We start from the raw sequence: 26,203 nt of genomic DNA, 5'->3' as shown, positions 1-26,203 counted from the left end.
ACGCGACGTCGCGTATACCGAGACCGGTGTGCGCGACGCGTTCCGCAGCGTCACCGACTACATCGACAACGTCGGCCTCGGACACCAAGACCCCTTCGAATGCCCCATGATCACCGCACGACAAACCACGACACCCGTCAGCTGCGCGACATGATCCAAACAGAGCTCGTAACCGGGCGTGGCTGCTGTCCCCGGCTCTACGGCGGAGCGCGGCGCCGTGCGACCGAGCCGGTCACGGCTCACAGATGAGCGCTCACCAGCACGTCCGGCTGACCACGCATCGCCGAGAGGTGCGGGCCGGCGGTGGCCTGCCGCCCGGGGTGGAGCTCGCGGGAGCCTGGGCGTGGCGGTTCCTCGTCGTCGCGGCAGCTGTCGCCGTGTGCGGGTACGTGATCGCAACGCTCAGCGAGATCGTGATCCCGGTCCTCGTGGCGCTCCTCGTGTGCGCGCTGATCTCCCCGCCGGTCCATTTCCTGCAAGGCCGCCGGTGGCCGAAATGGCTGGCGATTGCGGTCTCCCTCATCGGGTTCCTGATGATCGTCGGCGGCCTGGCCCTGCTGGTCACCGTCCAGGTCCGCTCCGGGCTCCCCGCGCTCGAGTCTCGGTCTGTGACCCGCTACAGCGACTTCCGCAGCTTTCTGCGCACCGGACCGTTCCATTTGAGCGATACCGCCCTGGACGCGGACGTCGCGAATCTCGCCGCGACCGCGCACAAGTACAGCAGCACGATCTTCAGCGGCGCCTTGTCCGCCGGCGCCACCGCCGGGCGCATCGGCGCCGGCGCGCTCATCGCCCTGTTCGCCACGATCTTCATGCTCATCGACGGCCGCGGGGTGTGGGCCTGGATCGTGCGGCTGTTCCCCCGCCGCGCACGCCCGGCGCTCGACGGTGCTGGACTGGCAGGCTGGCGCACGCTCACCGCCTTCGTGCGCGTCCAGATCCTCGTCGCCGCCGCCGATGGCGTCGGCGTGGGCCTCGTCGCGTTCATCCTCGGCCTCCCCATGGCCGTGCCGCTCGCCGTGCTCGTCTTCCTCGCCTCCTTCGTGCCCGTCATCGGCGCGATCATCACCGGCGCCCTCGCCGTGCTCATCGCCCTCGCCTTCGTCGGCCCGCTGCCGGCGCTCATCATGCTCGCCGGGGTCCTCCTCGTCCACCTGATAGAAGCGCACGTCCTCCAGCCCCTCGTGATGGGCTCCGCAGTCCGCGTCCACCCGCTGGCCGTCGTGCTCTCCGTCGCGGGCGGCTCCTTCCTGGCGGGCATCCCCGGCGCCCTGTTCGCCGTTCCCGCCGTCGCCGTCATCCACGTCATGTTCAGCTACATCGCCACCGGCACCTGGCGCGGCATCCCGCATGCACGGCACACCATCACCGCGGGCCACGACACCAACTGACCGCTATACCTGGACATGAGCGCCGGAGACTCCCCCGTCGGCGCGACGGCAACAGAAATGCGCCCCCACGTGACCGTGGGGACGCAACCAAAGCTCGCCGGGCGCGAGGAGAACCCAGCAGTGGGCGTCGAAGCCCCCGCCCTCGTCCCCCCGGCCCTCGAGGTCAGTCCGTCCGGCCGGATGCGCAGCGGCAGGAACGGTGAAGGTGACCGTGGCGGCAGCATCCGCCACCGAACCGGCACACTGTCAACCCGAGACACCTCGCCAAGCGGCCCCTATGGACCCTCGACGGTCGAATGTCCCTGATCGACTGGGTGGCACGGTGTTCGGCGCATCGCCTACGCGCGAACAGCCGACCGGAAGGCACCTTCCACACAAGCGAGCCCGCGCCCCATTCCGAGGTGGCGGACGTGCGCGGCGTTTCGCGTCGCGCCAGTCGCCAACGATCGGAGCCTGCCATGAGCGTTCTCACCCACACGGGCACGGACTATGAACTCGACGACCGCACCCTGGCGCCTCAAGCAGAACGGCTCCGAGCGTTGCGCTCGTTGAGCCTCGGAACCGTTCTATCCGGCGATCGCGTCGCTGAGTCGTTCCCCGGTCTCCGGGTCGAAGACGTGCACGTGCTCGACCTTGGGCAGGAAGTACACAGTGTCGCCGGCATTCGGGTGCACGCGACCGTCGACCCTGACGACGATGTCGGTCAGGGTGCTGACCTCTGCGCCGGCATTGTCTGCGGCATGGCCGTAGAGGTAGCCGTCGGCGCCGAGCTCCTCGACGAGGTCGACGATGACCGGCAGCCCGACGCTCTCCGTCGCCGAAACGATGACGTCCTCGGGGCGCACACCGATCGTGACGCGCGTTCCAGCACCTGCCAACACGTGGCGAGGAACGGGGACGACCGCGGTGCCGAACTTCACGCCACCCTCGGTGACATCCGCGCTGAACAGGTTCATCGCGGGGCTGCCGATGAAGCCCGCGACGAAGACGTTCTTCGGGTCCGCGTACAGCTCGCGCGGGGTGCCGACCTGCTGCAGGACGCCGTCCTTGAGGACCGCGATGCGGTCGCCCATGGTCAGCGCCTCGGTCTGGTCGTGCGTGACGTAGACCGTGGTGACGCCGAGGCGGCGGGTCAGCGACGCGATCTGGGTGCGCGTCTGAACGCGCAGCTTGGCGTCGAGGTTCGACAGCGGCTCGTCCATGAGGAAGACCTGGGGACTGCGGACGATCGCGCGGCCCATCGCGACGCGCTGACGCTGACCACCCGAGAGGGCCTTCGGCTTGCGGTCGAGGTAGGGCTCGAGGTCGAGCATCTTGGCGGCCTCGCGGACGCGCTGGTTGCGCTCCTCCTTCGCGACGCCGGCGATGCGGAGCGCGAAGCCCATGTTCTCGGCGACGGTCATGTGCGGGTAGAGCGCGTAGTTCTGGAACACCATGGCGATGTCACGGTCCTTCGGCGGGACGTCGGTGACATTGCGCTCGCCGATGAAGATGTTGCCGCTGTTGACCTCTTCGAGACCGGCCAGCATGCGCAGCGACGTGGACTTCCCGGAGCCGGAGGGGCCGACGAGGACGAGGAACTCGCCATCGGCCACATCGATACTCAAAGCGTCAACGGCGGGAGCGGTCGAGCCGGGGTAGATGCGGGTGGCGTCATCAAAGGTCACTGTTGCCATGGGAAGTCTCTCGTTCGATGAAACCCCGACGGAACGGCTGCACGCGGGAGTCCACGATCGCGACTACGCTCATCAGTTCCTCCAGGAAAGGCGGGAACTGGTGCAGTTCGGACCTCCGACGTCGGCATGGGGCCGGGCGCCTGCGCTCACAGTAACCCCGATCCGGCATCGGCCGAACGAATCCCTGCGTATCCACAACAGCGCCACAGCTCCACGCTGTGAGCACGCACATCTGCGGCGCGTAGCTTCCGGTCATGAGTCAGACAACACGGCCTGTGACAACGTCCCGGCCAGGCGACCCCCAGGCCCTGGGGCTACGCAGCATCCTCACCGATCTTCTGCCCCGCACAGTGCACACCCCCGACGGACCGGAGCGCTACACCGTCTCCGCCGTCTTCACACGCCGCCCGACCGCAGGCGAGATCGAGGCGATCAACGGCGCTGAGGCACGGGCGTCGCTGGAAAGCGCCCACTACCCCCGGGCCACGCTCAAGGTCAGCGACCGGCGGCTTGAGATCGGGAACACCAGCCTCGAGGAACTCGCTGGCGGGCTGGCCGCGGTCATCTCTGGTCTGCTCGCCCGCATCAGCGCCACCGACGAAGCCCGCTCCCACGTGGCTGCCGACGAAGTCGCCGACCACAACCAACGCGAAGCGCAGCGCGCAGCGTCGATACGCGAACTCGTCGATGCCATCCCGCTCAGCCCAATCGGTTTCGTCCAACACTCTGAGGAACTGGGACTGGCGCGCCTGGTCACAGCGCTTCTGCCCTCCACGCTCGGAACCGAGTTCGCCTCCCGCCGCTACACCGTCACCGCCGAGTTCACCCGCCCACCAACCCGAACCGAGCTCACCATGATCGACGGCCCGACCGCACGAGCCCTGCTCGACGAAGCCGGCTACACAGCTGTGACCCTGAAACCGCGAGACCGCAGGCTCGAGATCCACGACACGAACCTCGCCGAACTCACCGACGGACTCGCCGCGATCATCGCCGCGCATCTTGCCGAGACCACCCAGGCCGCTACCGCGCGCGACACCGAAACCGCAGCAGAAGCCACGCGACTCGCCCAGCAAGAGGAGCAGCGCGCCGAATACATCAGGACCGCGGCGGCGGCGATCAGCTTCGCCGCGCCTCCCGAGCCTGGGCGCTCCGTGCCCGGCCAGGATGACGAGATCTCGGCGGAGGCGTCGGAACTCGGCGAGTGGGAAGACGAGGGCGGCAGCGCTGCCGTCAGCTGATTACGCCGGCCGTTCGGAGTGCGTCACCGAGCGATCCAGACCTGCTCGGCCAGACGGCTTTGCGGCCGAGCTCGGGATCGAACTCATACACCACGGACAGCACGTACACCGCGAGCCCAACCGCATCGCGGCCCGCGTTCATCCGCGTAGCCTCGCACAGCTCAGCGATCCGAGCGAGCTTCTCATCCATATCGCACCCTCGCACAAGAGCCTGAGGGGCGCCCCTGGGCCGCGGCGCCGTGCGCGACAACGAACGTTGGACGGACCGTCCCGCCGCCTGGCTACCGCAGATACCTGAGACCGCCCAGATTTACGCCGGGGCACGTCGCTGATCGCGACGGCTTCGGCTGCCCTCAACTGGTCTCGCACGAGGCCGAAATGACGCAACAGGCGTACTGTGAGGGTCAGAGCATCGGCAGACTCTTGAGGACACTGCCGGGTGGACCGGATCGCGGCGACGAGGGCGCGATCCCGCGAGGGGTGCCTTCGGCAGACGTCTCGAGGTTGCTCGTGCCAGGCGCACGGGCCGAAGAGAGCGAGCGCTGATGGTCCACTTCGGCTTCCTGTCCAGCTATCCGCCGACGAGGTGCGGACTCGCGACGTTCACTGAGTCGCTGATCTCCGCTCTGGTGAGCGCGGGTGGCGCGGATGCACGGATCGTCCGCGTCTTCGATGCGTCGCCTCTGCAGCCGATGACGATGCTGGGAGCGCATGCCGCGATCGCCGCCGATCTCATCGGCGGCGATCGCGTGAGCATGGCTGCGACCATCGGGGCTCTCAACAGCTGCGAGATCGCAATCATCCAGCACGAGTACGGCATCTACGGTGGTCCGGACGGCGACGAGGTCGTAGAGGTGCTGCAGGGACTGACGGTCGCCTCCATCGTTGTGCTGCATACGGTGCTCGTTGATCCGACGGCCCATCAACGGGAGATCCTCCGCGATGTCTGTCAGTTGGCGAGCGAAGTGGTCGTGATGACGGAGATCGCGCGAGACCTGCTGATCGCCGAATATGACGTCGAGGCGATCAAGGTCAACATCATCCCGCACGGTGTGCCCGAGTGGGCCGAAACGACCGCGTCACGGCCGCACACCACCAGGCGCGTGTTGACATGGGGTCTGATCTCGCCGGGGAAAGGCATCGAGTGGGGCATCCGTGCCATGGCGCAGCTCGGTGATCTGGGCAGGTCAATCGAGTACGTCGCCGCAGGCCAGACCCATCCGAAGGTGCTTGCACATTCCGGTGAGAGCTATCGCGAGATGCTGCTGGACCTTGCCGCGGAGCTCGACGTGGAGAGCGTCGTAACGATCGACGGGCGTTATCGCGATCGGGCAGAACTCGCCGAGCTGGTGCGTTCGGCCGACGTCGTCCTTCTGCCCTACGAGTCCCGCGACCAGGCGACGTCCGGCGTGCTCGCTGAGGCGGTTGCCGCGGGCATCCCCGTTGTGGCCACTGAGTTTCCGCACGCCGTCGAACTGCTGTCGGGGGGCGCAGGGCTGATCGTCGCTCACGAAGACCCGGCGGCGATCGCGGCTGCCCTGCGCAGGGTCCTCATGGGAAGCGGCACGGCGAATGCGATGCGAAGTGCTGCTCGTCGCGACTCGGCCAACACATCCTGGCCCGTGGTCGCCTCAAAATACCGTCTGCTGTCCGAGCGGCTCATCGCGCGGGCTGCCGCATGACAGGTTTCGGAGAGCTCCCCGCCCTCTCCTACACCCATCTCGCAGTTCTCACCGGCAGGCATGGCGTGTTCGAGCACGCCCTCGGCGCCGAGCCGCGGCGGGAAGGCGGCTACTGCGTCGACGACGTCGCGCGTGCCCTTATCGTGGTGACCCGCGACGAGATCCAGTCACCGCCGCTGCTGGCGTTCACCGAGATCTACCTGCGCTTCCTCGAGGGCGCGATCGCTGAAGACGGAAGCGCGCACAATCGGATGTCGGCCTTCGGCGGCTGGACGGACGAGCCCGGTGTCGGAGATTGGTGGGGGCGCCTTGTCTGGTCCCTCGGTCACGCCGCTGCGACGGCACCGAGCCATCGGATCCGCGAGCGCTGTCTCGTGGCGTTCCACCGCGCGGCTGCGGCACGATCGGACTCGCTGCGATCGATGGCCTTCGCGACTCTCGGCGCCGCGGAGGTGCTCCGGGCCCATCCCGCGGATCGTCTCGCACGCGAACTCGCCTTGGCAGGCGTTGCCGCAATTCCACCGCCAGAAGACCCAGCGTGGCCTTGGCCGGAACCACGGCTCGCCTACAGCAACGCATCGATCGCCGAGGCGCTCATCGCTGCAGGCGGCGTGCTCGGCGACCGCTTGCTCGAGCAACGCGGCCTGGCGCTGCTGCGGTTCCTGCTCTCTGTCGAATCAGCTCCCGGGCGACTATCGGTCACCGGCCCAGCAGGCCGCGGCCCCGGAGAGACCATGCCGCAGTTCGATCAGCAGCCGATCGAGATCACTGCGATCGCGGACGCTGCCGCACGGGCGTATGAGGCGACGGCGGACACCTACTGGCTCGACGGCATCCGCCTGGCCTGGGCATGGTTCACGGGCGAGAACGACTCGGGCACGGCGATGTTCGACATCGATCGCGGCGCCGGCTTCGACGGACTGGAGCCCGATGGGCGAAACGAGAACCAGGGCGCGGAGTCGACACTGGCCGGACTGAGCACGCTGCAGCAGGCGCGCCGCCACGCTATCGTGCTCAGTTCGGCCGTGCCGACTTCATGATCGGCCGCGAGCACGCGGCAGGATTGACCGCCGATGCGACCCGTCTCACCACGCGGCTCTTCCTCCCCGGTGAAGGCCTCACCTCTGCCCACTCCCGCACTGTCGAGATCGCAGCGCGTGTGCTGGCGATCTCGGCGAAGCGTACCGAAACTCTGGCTGCAGAACTCGTGGCCGCTTTCTCCGCCCGGCACCTCGACGTGGTATCCGTCTTCGAACGCAATGCCCGCGTGGTCGAGTCGCGGATCACGAATGCCGACACCCTCACTCCGGCGCAGAGAACGGTGCTCGGTGCGAGCTTCACTACCGAGTATGCGGTAGAGGGCGCCGCGCTGTGCAATCCGAGTGCAGTTGCCCATCCCGATCAGAGCGGCCTATTGCCGGGCCAGTTGCGCGTCGCGGTTTCCACGCGTTCGATCGGGGAGGGGCATCGGTCATCGATCACCTTCGCGGAGGCGGTGATCGGCGCCGATCGCAGCTGGACCTTCGCGGAGCGTCAGCATCCGCTCGCTCAGGCGAGCATCAACGAGGGCACATGGGATCGCGATCAGCTGCGTCGGGCGCTCGAGCAGGATGGTCGCCTCACCGAGCTCTCCAGCGCGGCGCTCAGTCGACTTCCCCAGCGTTTTCCCGCAGTCGCCGTCGCGGCCGCCGTCTCCGCGTTACCCGCCGAGCTCACCGCCCACCAGGACAGTCGGCTTGACGCCGAGGTTCTGCACAGGGTGGCGATGTCCACATATGAAGCGAACTTCGGCCCCGCCACCTCTCTCAGCCAGCGCGTGCTGCTGCCGGTGGCGGCCGACGAGGATCACGGCATGGAGGACGCCCGCTTCGTGCGCTTCACCGACGCCAACGGCGTCCGCAGCTATCGCGCGAGCTACACGGCATACGACGGCCGCGACGTCTCAACGCGGCTCATCACATCGCCCGACCTGGCCCACTTCGTCATCCAGCGCCTCTCCGGCGACGCGACGCACACCAAAGGCATCGCCCTGTTTCCCAGGATCGTAGGCGACGCGCACCTCGCGCTCAGCCGCACCGACGGCGAGAGCATCTCGCTTGCGCGCTCACCGGACGGGATGAACTGGACCGACGTCGCCGTCGTCCACCGCCCGACTGAGCCTTGGGAACTGGTACAGACAGGGAACTGTGGCTCCCCCATCGAGACCCCGCGGGGCTGGATCGTGCTCACCCACGGCGTGGGGCCGATGCGCAGCTACTCCATGGGGGCGCTGCTGCTCGACCTCGACGACCCCAGACGCGTGGTGGCCCGCACGACCGAGCCGATCCTGAATCCTGCGCGCGATCGCGATGCGGGCTATGTGCCCAACGTGGTTTACTCCTGCGGCGGGCTCGTCCATGACGGCACCTTGTGGATCCCATTCGGCATAGATGACAGCCGTGTGGGTGTCTTCTCGCTCGGCATCGACGAACTGCTCAACGCGATGACCGTGGCATAGCCCGGCCAGCCCATCCTGTGACATCACGCTGCAAGTACCTCCCGCGCTCGGGCATCTGCCGGTACGGGAGATCACCGCGGGCACCATCGATAGGCAATTGACGGTTGGGAACGCGTCTGCTCCCAACACTGCGAAGGCTGACTACAAAGTGATGTAGTGGCGTCGTTGCTTCGCGGGCCCGCGGCGGTGGGATCACAACCGCCTCGTTGCGCCCCGCGGCACATGGAGGTCCGCTCGTTGCGGAAAATGGGGTTACAGAGCCCGCGACGGCATGATCTACGCCACGTCAGTCCAACATGGTTTGCCAGCTCCGGCGCCTCATTGCCACATTTTCGTCGACATCCTCGGGCACGCCTCGATCGAGACGATGCGGACGTACCTCCATACGGACGGTACGGAGCTCGCGAGGGCCGCGATCAGCTTCGATCGACACTTCAGCAAGACATCCGTAAGGCACTGAAAACGGCCAAAACCCCTTGACCATGTGCGGTCAAGGGACTTTCGGGTCCCGTTTGGGTCCAAAAACCCGAAACGATCAGAAAAGGGTGAAACAAAATCCGCTTCTGATCAGGTATTTTTCAATGGTCGGGCTGACAAGATTTGAACTTGCGACCCCCTGACCCCCAGTCAGGTGCGCTACCAAGCTGCGCCACAGCCCGTTGCCGACCACGCCGAGGCGCAGGCAACCTGACCATCATAACGTGCCGCGAAGGCCGCACACGAATCGGCGGACCGTAGCTGAAGCGCCGATGTCGGCGGTTCGGTCTACCGTGTCGTCATGGCAGAGACCATGGCAAAGACGCTGAGCGACGCACAACTCCGCATCGTCCCCGCGAACGAGGCGAGCTGGTCGGACGTTCAGATGATCTTCGGTGAGCGCGGCGATGCGCACGGGTGCCAGTGCCAATGGTTCAAGGCGAGTGCGCGCGACTACCGCGAGCTCTCTTGGCAGGAACTCGAGCAGCGCGAGCGCGAGATCACGAACTGCGGCGATCCTCACGCCACGACGACGACCGGCCTGGTCGCGTTCCTCGACGATGATCCGGCGGCGTGGGTCGCCGTCGAGCCGCGCATCAACTACCCGCGCATGCAGCGGCAGCGCATTCCCTGGCAGGGGCGCGATGAAGACAGGGACGATCCGGATGTCTGGGCCATCACCTGCTTCGTCACCCGGGTGGGCTACCGCGGCCGCGGTCTGATGAGCGAGCTCACCATCGCTGCCGCCGATTACGCGAAGAGCCGCGGGGCACGCGCCGTCGAGGGTTACCCGCTCGTCGCTGAGGCGGGCGAGAAGCTCGGCTGGGGCGAGCTCTTCGTCGGTGCGCGCAGCTCTTTCGAGGCGGCTGGCTTCAGCGAGGTGAGCAGACCGAGCGCACGCCGGGCCGTGATGCGACTCGAGTTCGCCGAATAGCGAGGCTCAGCGGCTGCGCCGTTCCCGAACGCGCATGTTCAAGACGATCGGCGTTCCCTCGAAGCCGTAGAGCTCGCGCAGGCGGCGCTGGATGTAGCGCCGGTAGCCCGGGTCGAGGAATCCGGTCGTGAACAAGACAAATGTCGGGGGCCGACTCGAGGCCTGCGTGCCGAACAGGATGCGCGGCTGCTTCCCGCCGCGCAGCGGGTGCGGGTGCGCGGCGACGAGCTCAGCGAGGAAGGCGTTGAACTTGCCGGTTCCGATGCGGGTGTCCCAGGACTCGAGGGCGAGTTCCAGAGCCGGAACCAGTTTCTCCAGGTGACGTCCCGTCTTCGCCGAGATGTTCACACGCGGGGCCCAGTCGACGTGCGCGAGGTTCTGCTCGATCTCCCGCTCGAGGTAGCGACGCCGGTCGTCGTCGAGCAGATCCCACTTGTTGTAGGCGATCACGAGCGCGCGGCCGGATTCGAGCACGAGATCGACGATGCGCACGTCTTGCTCGCTGATCGGCTGGGTGACGTCGAGCACCACGACGGCGACCTCGGCCTTCTCCAGAGCGGCCGAGGTGCGCAGCGATGCGTAGAAGTCGGCGCCCTGCTGCAGATGAACGCGACGACGGATGCCGGCGGTGTCGACGAACCGCCACACCTTCCCGCCCAGCTCGATCTGCTCGTCGACGGGGTCGCGGGTGGTGCCGGCGAGGTCGTTGACGACCACGCGCTCCTCCCCTGCTGCCTTGTTCAGCAGCGACGACTTGCCGACGTTGGGCCGGCCGACGATCGCGACACGGCGCGGGCCGCCGACCTCGCGCTTCGCGACGGCCGACACGGCGGGCAGCTTGCCGACCACCAGGTCGAGCAGGTCCGCGACGCCGCGGCCGTGCAGGGCCGAGACAGGGTGCGGCTCGCCGAGGCCCAGCGACCACAGGTCGGCGGACTGCGGCTCGAGCCGCGCGTCGTCGACCTTGTTGGCGACCAGATACACGGGCTTCTTCGTCTTCCGCAGCAGCCGCACGACGTGTTCATCGGTGGCGGTGGCGCCGACGTTCGAGTCGACCACGAACATGACGGCGTCGGCGAGGTCGATCGCGATCTCTGCCTGCGCGGCCACCGAGGCGTCGATGCCACGGGCGTCCGGCTCCCAACCGCCCGTGTCGACGATGGTGAAGCGGCGGTTCATCCACTCGGCCTGATACGACACACGGTCGCGGGTGACGCCGGGGGTGTCCTCGACGACGGCCTCGCGGCGGCCGAGGATGCGGTTCACGAGGGCCGACTTCCCGACGTTCGGCCGCCCGACGATGGCGACGACGGGCAGCGCCGGCAGGTAGGTGATCTCGTCGATGTCCTCCGCTGCGGCATCCAGCACCGCGAGGTCCTCGTCGTCGAGCTCATAGTCGTTGAGGCCGCCGCGCAGTGCGGCGGTGCGCCGCTCGGCCGCCGCGTCGTCGAGCGCGGCGAGCTTGTCGGCCAGGTCGTCGCCGCCGACAGCGGCGTCGTCGAAGTCGTCGGTGTCGGCCATAAGGTTTCTCGTTTCTAACTGCGGGATTGAATCACTGCGATGACCGCGTCCACGGTCTCATCGAAGTTCAGCTCGGTTGAATCGACGGTCGTCACGCCGTCTGCGGCGGTCATGAAGTCCACGACGCGCGAATCGGCGCGGTCCCGCGCCTTCAGCTGCTCGCCGACGGCCTCGGGCGAATACCCGGTCAACTCGGCAGAGCGACGCCCCATTCTAACTTCTTCGCTGGCCGTCAGCAGAACGCGCACGCGGGCGTCCGGCGCGACGACCGTCGTGATGTCCCGCCCCTCGATCACGATGCCGGGCGCTGCAGTCTCGGAGGCGATGCGCCGGAAGATCGCCGTCAGCGCGGCGCGCACGTCGGGAACCCGTGCCACGAGGCTCACCACCCCGGTGACGGCGGGCTCGCGGATGGCATCCGTCACATCCGTCCCGCCGACGCGCACGAAGAAGTGATCGGGGTCCGTCGCCTCGTCGAGCTCGAAGGACGGCAGGGCGGAGACGACGGATGCCTGCTCCTCGAGCTCCACCCCGGCACGCTGCGCGTGCCAGGCGAAGGCGCGGTAGGCCGCCCCCGTGTCGAGGTAGGCGTAGCCGAGCTTGCGCGCGACGGCCTTCGACACACTCGACTTGCCGCTGCCAGCCGGGCCGTCCACGGCGACGACGACGGTGTCCTCGAAAGGGGCGGGGCTCATCCGGCGATCCTCCAACCGCGCTCGGTCAGGTCTTCGACGGTGCGCGCGAGCGCCTCGGGCACGACGGCGATCTCGGCGATGCCGATCTGCGCGCCGGGCGAGTGCTCCATCCGGAAGTCCTCGATGTTGATGCCGAGCTCGCCGAGTTCGGCGAACAGCCGGCCGAGCTGGCCGGGTCGGTCGTCGATGAGCACGACGACGCTCGCGAAGCGGCGATCCTGCCCGTGCTTGCCCGGCAGCCGGGCGACGCCGGCGTTCCCGCCCGCGAGCGTCTCGGCCAGCGCCCGGCGGCTTCCCGGCTCGTCGATGTTCTCGAGCGCCCCGATCACCTCGTCGAGGTCGTTGCGGTAGGCGCGCAGGATCGAGGCCACCGTCGCAGCGTTCGCCGACAGGATCTGCACCCACAGAGCAGGGTCGCTCGAGGCGATGCGGGTCACGTCGCGCACTCCCCCGCCGGCGAGGCCGAGTGCGGCGTCCGTCGAGCCGGCGAGACGGCGCGCCATCAGCGTCGAGACGAGCTGCGGGGTGTGCGAGACGAGGGCGACGGATTCGTCGTGGGCGCTCGCGTCCATCTCGACCGGCGTCGCGCCGAGGTCGAGCGCGAGCGCCTCGACGGCCGAGACGCTCTCGCGCGCCAGCCCGGGCCGCGGGCAGACGACCCACGGCCGTCCGAGGAAGAGGTCGGCGCGCGCCGAGATCGGTCCGCCGCGCTCCCGGCCGGCGAGCGGGTGCGAGCCGACGTAGCGCGCGAGGTCTGCGCCCGCCGCCGTGAGCTCGGCGAGCGGCGCGGCCTTGACGCTCGCGACGTCGGTCACGATCGCCTCGGGGAACGCGGCCAACTCGGCGGCGACGACCTCGGCGGTGGCGTCGGGGGGCACGGCCACCACGATGAGCGACGGGGCGTCGTCAGCGCGCGGCTCGCGCCCCGCGCCGTACTCGACGGCAAGGCGGGCGGCCGTGCGCGAGGCATCCGTCACCACCACATCGAGGCCGTACTGGCGCAGTCCGAGGCCGACGGATGCCCCGAGCAGGCCCGACCCGACGATGCGGGTCGTCCCGCGCACTCGCGCTTCCGTCACATCCGGCCTTTCTGCTCCTCGGCCTCGCGTGCGAGGGTGAGCAGCTGGCCGAGTTCGATTTTAGTCAGCTCGCGGGTGCGCCCCAGCTTGAGGCTGCCGAGGTGCAGGGGGCCGAAGCTGCGCCGCACCAGCTCGATGACGGGGTGGCCCGCGGCTTCCATCATGCGGCGCACGATGCGGTTGCGTCCGGAATGCAGCGTGAGCTCGACCATGGATGCCCCGTCGCTGGCCCCGCGTGTGACGAGCTTCCCCCGGTCGATGCGGATCGGCCCGTCCTCGAGCTCGATGCCGCTCTTGAGCAGCTGCAGGGTCTGGGCGGTGACGGTGCCCTTGACCTTGGCGATGTAGGTCTTCTCGACGCCGAACGACGGGTGCGCGAGCACCTGCGCGAGCGGGCCGTCGTTGGTCAGCACGAGCAGTCCGCTCGTGTCGTAGTCGAGGCGGCCCACGTTGAAGAGCCGCTCCTCGTACTGCGTGACGAAGCCCGAGAGGTCGGTGCGGCCGCGCTCGTCGCTCATCGAGCTGATCACCTTGGTCGGCTTGTTGAGCATGACGTAGCGCTTGCTCTGGTCGAGCTGCACGGCGACCCCGTCGACGGCGAGCAGGTCGGTCATGGGGTCGATGCGGGCGCCGAGCTCGGTGACCTTCTTCCCGTTCACGGTCACCCGGCCGCGCACGATCATCTCCTCGGAGGCGCGGCGGCTGGCGACGCCCGCGGCGGCCATGACTTTCTGCAGCCGCTCGCCGTCGGTGCGCCGCGCTCCCGTGTCGTCAGCGGACATCTGCGTCGAACCCTTCCGTCCCGTCGGTGAGCAGCGGCGAGATCAGCGGCAGCTCGTCGAGGGAGTTGATGCCGAGCTGCGTGAGCAGCAGCTCGGTCGTGCCGTAGTTGATCGCCCCGGTCTCGGAGTCCGCGAACAGCTCGGTGATGAGCCCACGGCTCAGCAGTGTGCGCACGACCGAGTCGACGTTGACGGCGCGGATGCTGGCCACCTGCCCACGTGTGATCGGCTGCTTGTAGGCGATCACGGCGAGCGTCTCGAGCGCCGCCTGCGAGAGCTTCGTCGGGTTCTGCGTCACGACGAAGTCGTTCACGACGCCGTCGTACTCCTCGCGCACATACAGCCGCCAGCCGCCGCCGACCTCGCGCAGCTCGAAGCCGCGCCGCACTCCCCCGGTGGCCGGGTCCTCGCCGTCGTAGTCCGCGGCGAGCGCCTCGACCGCCTGCCGCACGGCGGCGACGGGCGCGCCCACCGCGGTGGCGAGGCTCACGAGGCTCTGCGGCTCGTCGGCGATCATCAGAATCGCCTCGAGCGCGCGTCGCACGTCGAGCGCCCCGCTCACCGCCGCCCCCGCCGGCTGAGGATCACGCGAAGCGCGCGTCTCGAAGCCCTCGTCCGCTTTCGCGTCATCCGTCATAGTCAGCCCCCAGGTTCGCGAGGTTGTCCTCTGTCCAGTTCGCGGCCGACCATTGCACGGTCAGCTCGCCGAGCGGCTCGAGCTGCTCGAAGTGGATCGCGGCGTGCCGGTACAGCTCGAGGATCGCGAGGAAGCGCGCGATGATCACACCCTTCACCTCGACGCCGGCGATCAGCTCGCGGAACGACCGGGGCGCCCCGTCGCGCAGCAGAGCCACCACGGTGGCCGCCTGCTCGCGGATGCTGATGAGCGGCGCGTGCAGGTGGTCGAGCCCGACCACGGGGATCTCCTTCGGCGTGAACGCGAGCAGCGCGAGCGCCGCGAAGTCGTCGGCCGAGAGCGTCCAGACGAGCTCGGGCGTGCGCGCCCGGTATTTCTCGTCGAGCCGCACGGTACGGGGATGGCGACCGGATTCCCGCACCAGCCGCTCGTCGAACCAGGCCGACGCCTCCTTGAAGGCGCGGTACTGCAGGAGCCGCGCGAACAGCAGGTCGCGCGCCTCGAGCAGCGCGACATCCTCGGCGTCGACGAGCTCGCCCTGCGGCAAGAGCCCCGCGACCTTGAGGTCGAGCAGCGTCGCCGCGACGACCAGGAACTCGCTGGCCTGGTCGAGTTCCTCCGCGAGGTCGATCCCGCGCAGATAGGAGATGAACTCGTCCGTCACGCGTGAGAGCGCGATCTCGGTGATGTCGAGCTCGTGCTTGCCGATGAGCGACAGCAGCAGGTCGAACGGCCCCTCGAAGTTCTCCAGCGCGACCCGGAACGACGGGCTCTGCTCGTCGCCCCCGCCTGAGGCGGCGACCTCGAGCTCGCCGGAAAGCGAATCAGGCGACGGCGCCACGCGAGACGAGCTCCCGTGCAAGACGGCGGTAGGCCTCCGCGGCCGGGTGATCCGGCGCAAACTGCGTGATCGGCGAGCCGGCCACCGACGCGTCGGGGAACTTCACGGTGCGCGAGATGACGGTGTCGAGCACCTTGTCCTTGAACGCCTCGATGACGCGCTCGTAGACCTCGCGCGAGTGCAGCGTGCGCGAGTCGAACATCGTCACGAGGATGCCGTCGAGCTCGAGCGCCGGGTTCAGCCGCTCGCGCACCTTGTCAACCGTCTCGATCAGCAGCGCGACGCCGCGTAGCGCGAAGTACTCACTCTCGAGCGGGATCAGCACGCCGTGCGCGGCGGTGAGCGCGTTGACGGTGAGGATGCCGAGCGAGGGCTGGCAGTCGATCAGGATGACGTCGTAGTCGTCGCTCACCCGCCGCAGCACCCGGGCGAGCGCCTGCTCGCGCGCGACCTCGTTGACGAGGTGCACCTCGGCGGCCGACAGGTCGATGTTCGCCGGGATCACGTCGAGGCCGGGCACACCGGTCTGCTGAATCGCATCGTGCGGCTCGAGCTTGCTGTTCAGCAGCAGGTCGTAGATCGTGGTCGCATCGTGCGTGTTCACCGCGAGACCGGCCGAGAGGGCACCCTGGGGGTCGAAGTCGATCGCGAGCACGCGGCGGCCGTACTCGGCGAGAGCCGCGCCGAGGCTGATGCTGGTCGTCGTCTTGCCGACGCCGCCCTTCTGGTTGCACAGCGTGATGATCCGCGCGGGCCCGTGCTGCTTCAGCGGTGCTGGCACCGGGAAATCGGTCTGCGTGCGCTCCATCGGCACAACCCTACCGCGCCCTCGGATGCGCCTGCGTGTACACGTCGCGCAGGGTGTCGGCCGTCACGAGCGTGTACAGCTGGGTCGTCGCGACGGATGCATGACCCAACAGCTCCTGCACCACGCGCACGTCCGCGCCGCCCTCGAGCAGGTGAGTGGCGAAGGAGTGCCGCAGCGTGTGCGGTGACACGGGGGCCGTGAGCTCGGCCCGCTCCGCGGCCTTCTTGATGATCAGCCACGCGTTCTGCCGCGACACCCGCTGCCCGCGCACGCCGAGGAACAACGCGGCCGCATCCCGGCCCTTCCCACGGTTCGCGAGCGCGGGCCGGGCGCGCACCAGGTACGCGTCGAGCGCGGTGCGCGCGTAGCTGCCGAGCGGCACGATGCGCTGCTTGTCGCCCTTGCCCGTCAGCCGCACGATCTCCTGATCGACGACGTCGTCCACGTCGAGGTCGACCGCCTCTGAGACGCGGGCGCCGGTCGCGTAGAGCAGCTCGAGCAGCGCGCGGTCGCGCAGCGCGACGATGTCGTCGCCCGAGGCCGTCTCGATGAGCGCGGTGACATCCGCCTGCGGAATCGCCTTGGGCAGCCGCAGCGGCTTCTTCGGCGTGCGCAGCTCGCGCGCGGCATCCGTCTGCGTTCTGCCCTCGACCTGCAGGAAGCGATGCAGCTGCCGCACGGTCCCGAGCATGCGAGAGACGGATGCCGCAGCCAGCCCCTGCTCGCCCAGATGCTTCGCGTAGGCGCTCAGTGTCGCGGGAACGACGTCATCGAGCGACACGATCCCCTGGTCACCCAGCCAATCGGTGTACGTCGCCAGATCGCGGCGATACGACGCGACCGTGTTCTGCGCGAGCCGCCGCTCGAGCCCCGCATACCGCAGGTAGGCGGTGACGTCCCGCTCGATCCGCGTCGGCGGCCGGTGCTCCTCTAGCGCAGCCGCGGGTGCCTCGACCACGGCTCCTCCGGCGCGCCGAGGTTCGCCCAGCCCCGTGCCCGCGACGCGTGCGCGGCCAGCGCCCCGATCGTGAGCGGCGGGTTCTGCAGCCGGCGGGCAAGCACCCCGTCGACCACCTCGTCGAGCGGCACCCAGCGCTTCACGATGTCGGCCTCCTCCTCGCTGCGGGCGAAAGCCTCCGGCGTCGCCGAGAGGCCGCGCGCGAGGTAGAGGCGGATCGCTTCGTTGCTGCCGCCGGGCGTCGTCCAGAACTCGCTGAGCACGCTCCAGTCCGTCGCGACGAGGTCTGCCTCCTCCGCGAGCTCGCGCTGAGCGGCGAGCAACGGGTCCTCGCCCTCGATGTCGAGCAGGCCGGCCGGCAGCTCCCAGTCACGGTAGCGGATCGGATGCCGGTACTGCTGGATCACCAGCATCCGGTCGTCCTCGTCCAGCGCGACGACAGCGACGGCACCCGTGTGATCGATGTAGTCGCGCCGCAGCTCGTGCCCGTTGTAGTCGAACACGTCGGAGCGCACGTCCCAGACGCGCCCCTCGAAGACGAGCTTCGAGTCGAGGACCTCGACCTGAGCGGGCTCGTCGGCGATCAGACCGTCCTGCTCCGACGACTCAGGCAACGTTCTCGGTCTCCTGCTCCTCGACGGGGAACAGGCGGGTCGACTCCTGGCGCTCGAGCGCCGCGCCGATCAGGCCGCGGAACAGCGGGTTGGCGCGGTTCGGGCGGCTGCGCAGCTCGGGATGCGCCTGCGTCGCGACGTAGAAGGGGTGCACGTCGCGCGGCAGCTCGACGTACTCGACGAGGTGGCCGTCGGGCGAGACGCCCGAGAACCAGAGCCCGGCGTCCGCGATCTGCTGGCGATACGTGTTGTTGACCTCGTAGCGGTGGCGGTGGCGCTCGGATGCCTCGGGCGCGTCATACAGCTCGGCCACGATCGAGCCCTCGGCGAGCTTCGCCGGGTACAGCCCGAGGCGCATGGTGCCGCCGAGGTCTCCGCCCGCGATGATGTCGACCTGCTCGGCCATGGTCGCGATCACGGGGAACTCGGTGTCGGGGTCGAACTCGCTCGACGACGCACCGGGCAGGTCGGCGACATGGCGCGCGTACTCGATGACCATGCACTGCAGGCCGAGGCAGAGGCCCAGGGTCGGAATGCCGTTCTCGCGCGCGAATCGCAGCGCGCCCAGCTTGCCCTCGATGCCGCGGATGCCGAAGCCGCCCGGCACGCACATGCCGTCGACGTCGGCGAGCGCCTTGGCCGCACCCTCCGGGGTCTCGCAGGTGTCGGAGGCGACCCAGCGCAGGTGCACCTTCGTGTGGTGCGCGAAGCCGCCGGCCTTCAGCGCCTCGGAGACCGACAGGTAGGCATCCGGCAGGTCGATGTACTTGCCGACCAGCGCGATCGTGATCTCCTTGCGAGGCTCGTGCACGACCTTGAGCAGCTCGTTCCAGCTGGTGCGGTCGGGCTCGCCGGCCTTGGCGCCGAGGCCGAGCTGCTCGATGACGTAGCTGTCGAGGCCCTGCTCGTGCAGCGTCACCGGGATGTCGTAGATGCTCGGCAGGTCGACCGTGTTGATGACCGCGTCCTCGTCGACGTCGCACATCAGCGCGATCTTCTTCTTGTTCGAGTCAGAGACAGGCCGATCGCTGCGCAACACCAGAGCGTCGGGCTGGATGCCCATCGAGCGCAGCATCGCGACGGAGTGCTGCGTCGGCTTGGTCTTCTGCTCGCCCGAGGCGTTCATGAACGGCACGAGCGAGACGTGTACGAAGAACACGTTCTTGCGGCCGAGCTCGTGGCGGATCTGCCGCGCCGCCTCGATGAACGGCTGCGATTCGATGTCGCCGACGGTGCCGCCGACCTCGGTGATGATGACGTCGGGCTGCGGGTCGGCGTGGGCCTGCAGACGCATGCGGCGCTTGATCTCGTCCGAGATGTGCGGGATGACCTGAACGGTGTCGCCGAGGTACTCGCCGCGACGCTCCTTCGCGATCACCTGGGAGTAGATCTGACCGGTGGTGACGTTCGCGGCCTGCGAGAGGTTCACATCGAGGAAGCGCTCGTAGTGGCCGATGTCGAGGTCGGTCTCTGCACCGTCATCCGTGACGAAGACCTCGCCGTGCTGGAACGGGTTCATCGTTCCCGGGTCGACGTTGAGGTACGGGTCGAGCTTCTGCATCACGACGTGCAGGCCGCGCGACGTCAGTAGATTGCCGAGGCTTGCGGCGGTGAGGCCCTTGCCCAACGAAGAAACGACACCACCCGTCACGAAGATGTGCTTGGTTGTGTCGTTTGAAAGGCCCGCGTCAGAAGAATCCACCACGGGCCTCCATGCTATCGCACCCCAGCTGCCGGACGAGCAGCCGCGCCCCCAAGGCGCGGCGTATCGAGACCCCTCTATCCCTGAGCCAACTCCAGCAGCTCCCGCGCGTGCGCGACTCCGCTCTCGGAATCCGCGAGCCCCGACAGCAGCCGCGCCATCTCGGCCTCGCGCTCAGCTCCCTCAAGCTGCCGCACGCTGCTCTCGGTGACCGCGCCGCCGGTGTCCTTGACGACGGTGAGGTGGTTGTTCGCGAACGCGGCGACCTGCGCCAGGTGCGTGACGACGAGCACCTGCGAGCGCTCGGCCAGCTGCGCGAGCCGGCGCCCGATCTCGATCGCGGCGGCCCCGCCGACCCCGGCGTCCACCTCGTCGAACACGAAGGTCGGCACGGGGTCCGTTCCCGCGAGCACCACCTCGATCGCAAGCATCACGCGTGACAGCTCGCCGCCCGACGCGCCGCGGCCGAGCGGGCGCGGCTCGCTGCCCGGGTGCGGCTGCAGCAGGATCGCGACCTGGTCGCGCCCCGATGCCCCGAGCTCACCTCGGTCGCTCACCTCGACGACGATCCGCGCGTCCGGCATGGCGAGCGCGGCCAATTCCTGGGTGACGGATGCCGCCAGCTTCTCCCCCGCCGCGACACGCGCCTTCGTCAGTGCGGCCGCCAGCGCCTCGGCGGCCTCCGCATCGGCCGCGACCTGCGCGCTCAGCGCCTCGATGCGCTCGGCGTCCCCGTCCAGCTCGAACAGCCGAGCGCTGCCGGTCTGCAACCGCTCGATGACGTCGTCAAGTGACGTGCCGTGCTTGCGCACGAGGGACGCGAGCAGCGCCTTGCGCTCCTGCAGCAGCTCGAGATCGTGCGAGCCCTCCACGTCGAGCCCCGCCAGATACGAGGAGAGCTGCGCCGCGGCATCCGTCACCTGGTACTGCGCCGCCTGCAGCGCCCCCGCGAGCGCGCCGAGCTCGGCGTCGTGCCGCCCGGCGCCTTCGAGCGCACGCCGCGCACCGTCGAGCAACGACAGGGCATCGGGGCCATCGGATTCCTCGGCGGACAGCTGCTCGCGGGCCTCCGCCGCGGCGACACGCAGAGTCTCGACGTTCTCGAGCCGCTCGATGCGCTCGTCGAGCTCGACGTCCTCGCCGGGCTGCGGCGCGGCCGCCTCGATCTCGTCGAGCGCCGCGCGCAGCTCCTCCGCCTCCCGCACACGCCGATCGCGATCGCCGGTGAGCGTCTCGAGCTCGGCCGCTCCGTCCTTCCAGCGCCGCCACACCGCCTGGTATTCGGCGACGGATGCCTGGAACTCCGCCCCGGCGAAGCGGTCGAGCGCCTCACGCTGCGCCGTCGCGCTCTTCAGCCTGATCTGCTCGGACTGCCCGTGCACCACCACGAGCCGCTCGCCCAGCTCCGACAGCACGGCGACGGGGGCGCTGCGGCCGCCGGCGTAGGCGCGGCTGCGCCCCTCCGGCGACACCGAGCGGCTCAGCACGAGCTCCGCGTCCCCACTCTCGCCGATCGGGTCGACGTCTCCCCCGGAATCCCGCACCCGCTCGGTGATCTCGCCGCCGGCGGGAACCCGCCAGCGCCCCTCGACCCAGCTCTGCGACGCGCCGATGCGCACCGTGCCGCTGTCGGAGCGCGCGCCGAGCAGCAGACCCAGCGCCGTCACGACCATCGTCTTGCCCGCGCCGGTCTCGCCCGTGATCGCGGTGAACCCGGGCCCGAGCGGCAGCGCCGCCTCGGCGATCACGCCGAGATCGCGGATCGAGATCTCCTCGATCACGCTGTATTCCCTGAATCGCGGCTCCGCCGCGATGAGCTCACGCCCGTCACGCCGGCCCTCGCCACCCCAGCACCGGCAGGTTGAACTTCCGCACCAGCCGGTCGGTGAACGCGGCGCGGTGCATGCGCGCCATCTTCACCGGGATCGGCGATCGCGTCACGACGATCCGCGCGCCCGGGCGCAGATCGATCGAGCGCCGCCCGTCGCACCACAGGATCCCGCCGGTCTGCACGCGGTCGAGCAGCTCGACCGCGATCGCCGAGTCCGGCGTCACGACGAGCGGCTTCGCGAACAGCGCGTGCGCCGAGATGGGTGTGAACAGCAGCGCGTCGAGCGTGGGCCACACGATGGGCCCGCCGGCCGAGAACGAATACGCGGTCGATCCCGTGGGCGTCGACATCACCACGCCGTCGCAGCCGAAGCTGGAGAGCGGCCGCCGGTCCACCTCGACCATGACCTCGATCATGCGCTCGCGGCTCGCCTTCTCGATGCTCGCGTCGTTCAGCGCCCAGTCCTCGTGCACGACCTCGCCGTCGTACTTCACCCGCACGGCGAGCGTCATGCGCTCCTCGACCTCGTAGTCGCCGGCGAGCGCCCGCGACACCGAGCGCGACAGATCGTCCCGTTCGCTCTCCGCGAGGAATCCGACGTGCCCGAGGTTCACGCCGAGGATCGGCACGTCCTCGCCGCGCACCATCTCGGCCGCGCGCAGGATCGTCCCGTCGCCGCCGAGCACGATGACCAGCTCGAGATCGCCGGGCCGGCATTCGGCGCCGAGCACCTCGAGCCCCATCAGCTCGGGCGCGTACGCGCGCAGGTCGTGCAGCTCGTCCGAGCTGAGCACGGGCACGACCCCGGATTCCTCGATCAACTGCCTGCACACCTGCAGGGCCGCCTCGAGAGACTCCTCGCGCCCCGTGTGCGAGACGACCAGGATGCGGCGACCGCCCATCGAACGTCACGCTCCCGTCATCGTCGAAACCCTGTCCACCCATTCTGTCGGATTCCCGCCGCGCTCCGCCGACATCCAACACAGGTACTCCTGATTGCCGTGCGTCCCCGCGATCGGCGACGGCACGAGCCCCGCCGTGCCGAGCCCGAGATCCCATGCGGCCCAGAGCACGCCGGTCACCGCATCGGCGCGCAGCACCGGGTCGCGCACGATCCCCTCCTTCACGCCGGTGCGCCCGACCTCGAACTGCGGCTTGATCAGCAGCACGAAGTCCGCATCGGGGGCGACCGACGCGCGTGTCGCCGGCAGCACGTGCGTGAGCGAGATGAAGGACAGGTCGCCGACGACGAGCTCGGGCGATTCCGAGATACCGGATGCCTCAGCCAGTGTCGCCGCGGTCAGATAGCGCGCGTTCACGCCCTCGATGTCGCTGACCCGCGGGTCACCCTTCACCGGCACGGAGAGCTGGCCATGCCCGACGTCGACCGCGAGCACATGCCGCACGCCCCGCTCAAGCAAGACCTGCGTGAATCCGCCGGTCGAGGCGCCGAGGTCGAGGGCGAGCCGGCCGCGCGGGTCGACGTCGAAGGCGTCGAGCGCCGCGATGAGCTTGTGCGCGCCGCGGCTGACGTAGTGGTCGGGCAGTGCGACGGCGATGTCGCTCGCGTCGTCGACCTGAGCGGATGCCTTCACGACGGCCTTCCCGTCGACGCTGACGCGCCCGTCGGCGATGAGCTTGGCGGCCGCGGTGCGCGACCGCGCGAGTCGGCGCGCGACAACTGCCGCATCGAGCCGGGTGGATGCCACCGGCTCAGCGCCCGCCCTGGCGGTCGGCCGCGTCGAGAGCTTCCCGCAGTTCGTCGTGCAGGTGCGCGTATGCCTCTGCCCGCGTCTCGAGCGGCTGGTCCTCGATGAGCTTCAAACGCGGCAGCAGCGCGTCGCCGCATGCGTCGTCCCGCTCATCCGCCATGGCTTCCACGCTACCGCGAGCTAACGGTACAGGCGCTCCGGCACGTCGAGTGCGTAGATCGCCGTGCCCGAGTCCCAGATCGCGCGGCACGCAGCGCGCAGCAGATCAAGGCGGCTGTCCCCTTCACGCACGACCTCGACCGCAGTGCCGTCGATCCGCACCGCGGCGTCGCCGACGACCACCGCTCCGCCGCGCCCCTTCTCGGCAGCCGGGTAGGGCTCGTGGAGCCCGCGCAGATCGTCGAGGATGTACGTCGGTCGCGAGTCCGGCCCCGCGGCGAGCAGCTGCTTCCCGCCGTCGATGCCGGTGAGCACGAGCACCGAGTCGATGCCGGCGCGGTTCGCACCGAGGATGTCCGTGTCGAGGCGATCCCCGATGAAGATCGGATGCTTCGCGTCGAAGCGCGAGCGCGCCTCCTCGAAGATCGCGACCTCGGGCTTCCCAGCGACGACGGGCAGGCGCCCGACGGCGTTGTGCACCGCGGCGACCAGAGTCCCGTTGCCGGGGGCGATGCCACGCGCCACCGGGATGCTCCAGTCCATGTTCGTCGCCACCCACGGGATGCCGTTCTCGCCGCCCGCGAGCGCGAAGGACGCCTCGGCGAGGTCTTTCCAGCCGAGCTCCGGCGAGAAGCCCTGGATGACCGCCGCAGGATCGTCGTCCGCCGAGGCCACGACGGTGAAACCCGCTGCTGAGACCACGGACGACAGCCCGTCCCCGCCGATCACGAGGATCCGCGACCGTGCCGGCACGAGCCCGGCGAGCAGTCGCACGGCGGCCTGTGGCGAGGTCACGACGTCGCTCGGCTTCACATCGAGGCCGAAGCCGCGCAGCTGCTCCGCCACTGCGGCATCCGTGCGCGATGCGTTGTTCGTGATGTACCCGACCCGCGCGCTCCTCGCCGCCTGGTTCAGGCTGGCGACGGCGTGCGGAATCGCCTCGTGCCCCTTGTAGACGACCCCGTCGAGGTCCGCGAGGATGACGTCAACGCCGTCGAGCGGCGCCACCTGGTCGCTATTCCTCGTCCGGAACAGTGCCATGGCCGTCCTCGTCCTCCCCCAGCAGCTCGGCCACCTCGTCCTCGACGGTGAACTGCTCGTCCGCGTCTCGAGCGGCGTCGTCCGCGTCTCGAGCGGCGTCGTCCACGTCTCCGGCGACCTCCTCCTGCGCGCCGGCGACAGCTTCGAGCTCGACGCCCTCCTCGAAGTCGCCGCCCTCGACGATCACATCGATGGTCTCGTGCTCCGCTGCGGCCGACGCCTCATCGAGAGCCTCGGCCGCGCGATCCGCGCGGTCCCACCACTGCTGCGCCTCGCCGCTGCGACCGAGCTCCTCGAGTACATCTCCGTAAGCCTGGAAGAGCGCAGGGCTCCACGAGTACGCGACGTCGGGGTCCAGCTGCGGGATCTCGAGCTCTCCCAGCGCCAGCTCCGGCTGCCCGAGATCGAGCCGCGCGCCCGACATGGCGATGGCGAGGGATGCCTGCACCTCGTTGCTCAGCGCCGCACGGTCCACCGTGCGCCCGAGCTCGAGCGCGCGCTCCGGCCGCCCGACGCCGCGCTCGCTGTCGACCATCAGGGGCAGCTGGTCGTCCTTGCCGGAGATCCGGCGGTAGGTGCGCAGCTCGCGCAGCGCGAGCGCGAAATCGCCTGTGGCGTAGGCCGTGATCGCGAGCGTCTCGCGCACGACGCCCACGCGCCCTGCGCGCCGCGCCGCCGACAGCGCGTGCCGGTGGGCGAGCGCCGGGTCGTCCTCGATCAGGCGGGCCGCCATCACGAGGTGCCGCGCGACGTCCTCCGCGTTGTCTTTGGAGAGCGTGCGCAGCTCAAGGCGCGCGGCGTAGTCCAGATCCTTGGAGGTGACGGATTCCGGCAGCTCAGGGTCGTCGTGCCGAGGGCGGACCGATTTGAGCTCGTCCCGCCGCCTGCGCTCTGGGTCGTCGCGCCACTCCGGCCGCGAGGCCTCGCGATCCCCGCGCGCCGGCCTGCCGTCGCGCGTCCAGAGCCGCTGCTCGTCATCGCGACGCGGGCGGTAACCGCCTTCGCGACGGTCGCCCTGACCACCCTCCCGGCGCGGTCCGCGGAACTCGCCCTCGCGCCGCGGCTTGAAGTCTCCCTCGCGGTGCGGACGGTCATCCCGGCTCCCAGAGGACCGCCGCGCCCCGTCACGCGGACCCCGTGCGTCATCGCGCCGCGGCCGAGCGTCCCGGTCGCCGAACGATCGCGCCCGGCCGTCGCGAGGCACGTATCCGCGACCCTCGCCGTCACGGCGAGGATGCTGCTCTCCGTACTGCCGCCGTTCGCCGTCACGTGCAGCATGCCCACGGCCCTCGCCGTCACGACGAGGGCGCGGCCCACCGTCGCGCGACGCGTAGCGGTCGCCGTCACTTCGCGGCCGGCTGTCGCGATCAGAGGAGGAGCGACGGTCGCCCTGGCGTGGCGCATACCCGCGACCCTCGCCGTCACGGCGCGGCCGGTCGCCGCGGTCGCCGTACGGGCGACGTTCCCCGTCACGCGCAGCGTAGCCGCCGTGGCCGCCACCACTGCGAGACGCGCGATCACCCGAGGACCCGGACCCTCCGTCGCGACGCGGTCGACTGTCCCGATCACCGTAGGGGCGACGCTCACCGTCCCGGCGATCGCGATCCGCGCCGCCGCGGTCCGAGTTGTAGCGCGGAGCAGACCTGCCATCGCGACCGCGGGGACCGCCGGGCCCGCGGCGCGGACCGCGTTCCTTGTCGTCTTCGCCTGAGCTGTCGCTCACGGTCTACTCCTCACGCTGCTGTGGATTTATAGGTATTAAAGCGAAAGGGCCATCCGAATATCGGATGGCCCTTTCCTAATGGGTGTTCGGCGGTGTCCTACTCTCCCACAGGGTCGCCCCTGCAGTACCATCGGCGCTGGGAGTCTTAGCTTCCGGGTTCGGAATGTGTCCGGGCGTTTCCCTCCCGCTATGGCCGCCGAAA

Annotated in this window: 25 protein-coding genes, 1 tRNA gene and 1 rRNA gene; 7 read left to right on the top strand and 20 right to left on the bottom strand. The window is 69.4% G+C overall.

The window, feature by feature from the left end; genetic code table 11:
- Window positions 1-245 precede the first annotated feature (245 nt).
- Window positions 246-1,391 carry an AI-2E family transporter gene (locus ABD708_RS19375; RefSeq protein WP_344757586.1) on the top strand — a complete coding sequence of 382 codons (1,146 nt, stop codon included), beginning with the start codon at window positions 246-248 and terminating at the stop codon, window positions 1,389-1,391.
- Between the two features lie 566 nt (window positions 1,392-1,957).
- Here the strand turns inward: ABD708_RS19375 and ABD708_RS19370 are convergent.
- Entirely contained in the window at window positions 1,958-3,067 is a 1,110-nt protein-coding gene (locus ABD708_RS19370; protein WP_344757584.1) for an ABC transporter ATP-binding protein, read from the bottom strand.
- Window positions 3,068-3,417: 350 nt separating this feature from the next.
- Between ABD708_RS19370 and ABD708_RS19365 the strand changes: the two genes are divergently transcribed.
- Window positions 3,418-4,308 carry a hypothetical protein gene (locus ABD708_RS19365; protein WP_344757582.1) on the top strand — a complete coding sequence of 297 codons (891 nt, stop codon included), beginning with the start codon at window positions 3,418-3,420 and terminating at the stop codon, window positions 4,306-4,308.
- Here ABD708_RS19365 and ABD708_RS19360 read toward each other — a convergent pair.
- Entirely contained in the window at window positions 4,301-4,498 is a 198-nt protein-coding gene (locus tag ABD708_RS19360; protein ID WP_344757580.1) for a hypothetical protein, read from the bottom strand. The two genes, ABD708_RS19365 and ABD708_RS19360, sit on opposite strands and share 8 nt — an antisense overlap.
- A 355-nt stretch (window positions 4,499-4,853) precedes the next feature.
- Here ABD708_RS19360 and ABD708_RS19355 point away from each other — a divergent pair, with 355 nt between their 5' ends.
- From ABD708_RS19355 to ABD708_RS19345, 3 genes are read left to right on the top strand one after another with little or no spacing between them, the layout of a single operon-like run.
- Window positions 4,854-5,990: a glycosyltransferase gene (locus ABD708_RS19355; RefSeq protein ID WP_344757578.1), complete on the top strand. Its 1,137-nt coding sequence runs from the start codon at window positions 4,854-4,856 to the stop codon at window positions 5,988-5,990.
- Window positions 5,987-7,030, top strand: coding sequence for a glycosyltransferase (locus tag ABD708_RS19350; RefSeq protein ID WP_344757576.1), 1,044 nt, complete (start codon window positions 5,987-5,989; stop codon window positions 7,028-7,030). Before ABD708_RS19355 ends, ABD708_RS19350 begins: the two co-directional genes overlap by 4 nt.
- Entirely contained in the window at window positions 7,027-8,487 is a 1,461-nt protein-coding gene (locus tag ABD708_RS19345; protein WP_344757574.1) for a glycoside hydrolase family 130 protein, read from the top strand. The genes ABD708_RS19350 and ABD708_RS19345 overlap by 4 nt, the downstream gene beginning before the upstream one ends.
- Before the next feature lie 582 nt (window positions 8,488-9,069).
- On the opposite strand, the gene ABD708_RS19340 is transcribed toward ABD708_RS19345, so the two are convergent.
- Window positions 9,070-9,146 (bottom strand) — tRNA-Pro (locus tag ABD708_RS19340).
- A 119-nt stretch (window positions 9,147-9,265) separates the two neighbouring features.
- Between ABD708_RS19340 and ABD708_RS19335 the strand changes: the two genes are divergently transcribed.
- Window positions 9,266-9,898: a GNAT family N-acetyltransferase gene (locus ABD708_RS19335; protein ID WP_344757572.1), complete on the top strand. Its 633-nt coding sequence runs from the start codon at window positions 9,266-9,268 to the stop codon at window positions 9,896-9,898.
- A gap of 6 nt (window positions 9,899-9,904) precedes the next feature.
- On the opposite strand, the gene der is transcribed toward ABD708_RS19335, so the two are convergent.
- The 16 genes from der to ABD708_RS19255 form a co-directional block, all read right to left on the bottom strand.
- A complete protein-coding gene (gene der, locus ABD708_RS19330; protein WP_344757570.1) occupies window positions 9,905-11,419 on the bottom strand; it encodes a ribosome biogenesis GTPase Der in 1,515 nt (504 codons plus the stop codon).
- A gap of 14 nt (window positions 11,420-11,433) precedes the next feature.
- Window positions 11,434-12,114 carry a (d)CMP kinase gene (gene cmk / locus ABD708_RS19325; protein WP_344757568.1) on the bottom strand — a complete coding sequence of 227 codons (681 nt, stop codon included), beginning with the start codon at window positions 12,112-12,114 and terminating at the stop codon, window positions 11,434-11,436.
- Complete coding sequence (locus ABD708_RS19320) at window positions 12,111-13,193, bottom strand: prephenate dehydrogenase (protein ID WP_344757565.1); 1,083 nt, start codon at window positions 13,191-13,193, stop codon at window positions 12,111-12,113. Before ABD708_RS19320 ends, cmk begins: the two co-directional genes overlap by 4 nt.
- Window positions 13,190-13,975, bottom strand: coding sequence for a pseudouridine synthase (locus ABD708_RS19315; protein ID WP_344757563.1), 786 nt, complete (start codon window positions 13,973-13,975; stop codon window positions 13,190-13,192). The genes ABD708_RS19320 and ABD708_RS19315 overlap by 4 nt, the downstream gene beginning before the upstream one ends.
- The gene (scpB, locus tag ABD708_RS19310; RefSeq protein ID WP_344757561.1) at window positions 13,965-14,612 is read right to left on the bottom strand and encodes an SMC-Scp complex subunit ScpB; all 648 of its coding nucleotides are present in this window, start codon (window positions 14,610-14,612) and stop codon (window positions 13,965-13,967) included. The genes ABD708_RS19315 and scpB overlap by 11 nt, the downstream gene beginning before the upstream one ends.
- Complete coding sequence (locus ABD708_RS19305) at window positions 14,602-15,453, bottom strand: segregation and condensation protein A (protein WP_425553335.1); 852 nt, start codon at window positions 15,451-15,453, stop codon at window positions 14,602-14,604. Before ABD708_RS19305 ends, scpB begins: the two co-directional genes overlap by 11 nt.
- Window positions 15,437-16,261, bottom strand: coding sequence for a ParA family protein (locus ABD708_RS19300; RefSeq protein ID WP_344757559.1), 825 nt, complete (start codon window positions 16,259-16,261; stop codon window positions 15,437-15,439). Before ABD708_RS19300 ends, ABD708_RS19305 begins: the two co-directional genes overlap by 17 nt.
- A 10-nt stretch (window positions 16,262-16,271) precedes the next feature.
- The gene (xerD, locus tag ABD708_RS19295; protein WP_344757557.1) at window positions 16,272-17,219 is read right to left on the bottom strand and encodes a site-specific tyrosine recombinase XerD; all 948 of its coding nucleotides are present in this window, start codon (window positions 17,217-17,219) and stop codon (window positions 16,272-16,274) included.
- A complete protein-coding gene (locus ABD708_RS19290) occupies window positions 17,192-17,833 on the bottom strand; it encodes an NUDIX domain-containing protein (RefSeq protein ID WP_344757555.1) in 642 nt (213 codons plus the stop codon). Before ABD708_RS19290 ends, xerD begins: the two co-directional genes overlap by 28 nt.
- Window positions 17,826-19,535, bottom strand: a complete 1,710-nt coding sequence (gene pyrG / locus ABD708_RS19285) for a CTP synthase (RefSeq protein ID WP_344757553.1) — start codon at window positions 19,533-19,535, stop codon at window positions 17,826-17,828. The genes ABD708_RS19290 and pyrG overlap by 8 nt, the downstream gene beginning before the upstream one ends.
- 77 nt (window positions 19,536-19,612) lie before the next feature.
- Entirely contained in the window at window positions 19,613-21,316 is a 1,704-nt protein-coding gene (gene recN, locus ABD708_RS19280; RefSeq protein ID WP_344757551.1) for a DNA repair protein RecN, read from the bottom strand.
- A 46-nt stretch (window positions 21,317-21,362) separates the two neighbouring features.
- Window positions 21,363-22,268 carry an NAD kinase gene (locus ABD708_RS19275; protein ID WP_344757549.1) on the bottom strand — a complete coding sequence of 302 codons (906 nt, stop codon included), beginning with the start codon at window positions 22,266-22,268 and terminating at the stop codon, window positions 21,363-21,365.
- Between the two features lie 6 nt (window positions 22,269-22,274).
- Complete coding sequence (locus ABD708_RS19270) at window positions 22,275-23,075, bottom strand: TlyA family RNA methyltransferase (RefSeq protein WP_344757547.1); 801 nt, start codon at window positions 23,073-23,075, stop codon at window positions 22,275-22,277.
- A 4-nt stretch (window positions 23,076-23,079) separates the two neighbouring features.
- Complete coding sequence (locus tag ABD708_RS19265; protein ID WP_344757545.1) at window positions 23,080-23,238, bottom strand: hypothetical protein; 159 nt, start codon at window positions 23,236-23,238, stop codon at window positions 23,080-23,082.
- 20 nt (window positions 23,239-23,258) lie between these two features.
- Entirely contained in the window at window positions 23,259-24,278 is a 1,020-nt protein-coding gene (locus ABD708_RS19260) for an HAD-IIA family hydrolase (RefSeq protein WP_344757543.1), read from the bottom strand.
- Complete coding sequence (locus ABD708_RS19255; RefSeq protein ID WP_344757541.1) at window positions 24,253-25,482, bottom strand: hypothetical protein; 1,230 nt, start codon at window positions 25,480-25,482, stop codon at window positions 24,253-24,255. The genes ABD708_RS19260 and ABD708_RS19255 overlap by 26 nt, the downstream gene beginning before the upstream one ends.
- Window positions 25,483-25,554: 72 nt before the next feature.
- Between ABD708_RS19255 and ABD708_RS19250 the strand changes: the two genes are divergently transcribed.
- Complete coding sequence (locus tag ABD708_RS19250; protein ID WP_344757539.1) at window positions 25,555-25,989, top strand: hypothetical protein; 435 nt, start codon at window positions 25,555-25,557, stop codon at window positions 25,987-25,989.
- 96 nt (window positions 25,990-26,085) lie between these two features.
- Here the strand turns inward: ABD708_RS19250 and rrf are convergent.
- Window positions 26,086-26,202, bottom strand: a 5S ribosomal RNA gene (rrf, locus tag ABD708_RS19245).
- Window position 26,203 lies beyond the last annotated feature (1 nt).

It is taken from the genome of Gryllotalpicola koreensis, from assembly GCF_039538185.1.
Taxonomy (GTDB): Bacteria; Actinomycetota; Actinomycetes; order Actinomycetales; family Microbacteriaceae; genus Gryllotalpicola; species Gryllotalpicola koreensis.
The sequence above is the reverse complement of the archived record's forward strand: the minus strand, read 5'-3'. Positions and strand labels throughout refer to the sequence as shown.

Bases quoted from the DNA above. Each gene is read 5' to 3' on its own strand.
- ABD708_RS19375 (WP_344757586.1), top strand. From the start codon at position 246: ATGAGCGCTCACCAGCACGTCCGGCTGACCACGCATCGCCGAGAGGTG.
- ABD708_RS19370 (WP_344757584.1), bottom strand. From the start codon at position 3,067: ATGGCAACAGTGACCTTTGATGACGCCACCCGCATCTACCCCGGCTCG.
- ABD708_RS19360 (WP_344757580.1), bottom strand. From the start codon at position 4,498: ATGGATGAGAAGCTCGCTCGGATCGCTGAGCTGTGCGAGGCTACGCGG.
- ABD708_RS19355 (WP_344757578.1), top strand. From the start codon at position 4,854: ATGGTCCACTTCGGCTTCCTGTCCAGCTATCCGCCGACGAGGTGCGGA.
- ABD708_RS19350 (WP_344757576.1), top strand. From the start codon at position 5,987: ATGACAGGTTTCGGAGAGCTCCCCGCCCTCTCCTACACCCATCTCGCA.
- ABD708_RS19345 (WP_344757574.1), top strand. From the start codon at position 7,027: ATGATCGGCCGCGAGCACGCGGCAGGATTGACCGCCGATGCGACCCGT.
- ABD708_RS19335 (WP_344757572.1), top strand. From the start codon at position 9,266: ATGGCAGAGACCATGGCAAAGACGCTGAGCGACGCACAACTCCGCATC.
- der (WP_344757570.1), bottom strand. From the start codon at position 11,419: ATGGCCGACACCGACGACTTCGACGACGCCGCTGTCGGCGGCGACGAC.
- cmk (WP_344757568.1), bottom strand. From the start codon at position 12,114: ATGAGCCCCGCCCCTTTCGAGGACACCGTCGTCGTCGCCGTGGACGGC.
- ABD708_RS19315 (WP_344757563.1), bottom strand. From the start codon at position 13,975: ATGTCCGCTGACGACACGGGAGCGCGGCGCACCGACGGCGAGCGGCTG.
- scpB (WP_344757561.1), bottom strand. From the start codon at position 14,612: ATGACGGATGACGCGAAAGCGGACGAGGGCTTCGAGACGCGCGCTTCG.
- ABD708_RS19300 (WP_344757559.1), bottom strand. From the start codon at position 16,261: ATGGAGCGCACGCAGACCGATTTCCCGGTGCCAGCACCGCTGAAGCAG.
- ABD708_RS19275 (WP_344757549.1), bottom strand. From the start codon at position 22,268: ATGGGCGGTCGCCGCATCCTGGTCGTCTCGCACACGGGGCGCGAGGAG.
- ABD708_RS19265 (WP_344757545.1), bottom strand. From the start codon at position 23,238: ATGGCGGATGAGCGGGACGACGCATGCGGCGACGCGCTGCTGCCGCGT.
- ABD708_RS19260 (WP_344757543.1), bottom strand. From the start codon at position 24,278: ATGGCACTGTTCCGGACGAGGAATAGCGACCAGGTGGCGCCGCTCGAC.
- ABD708_RS19250 (WP_344757539.1), top strand. From the start codon at position 25,555: ATGCCCACGGCCCTCGCCGTCACGACGAGGGCGCGGCCCACCGTCGCG.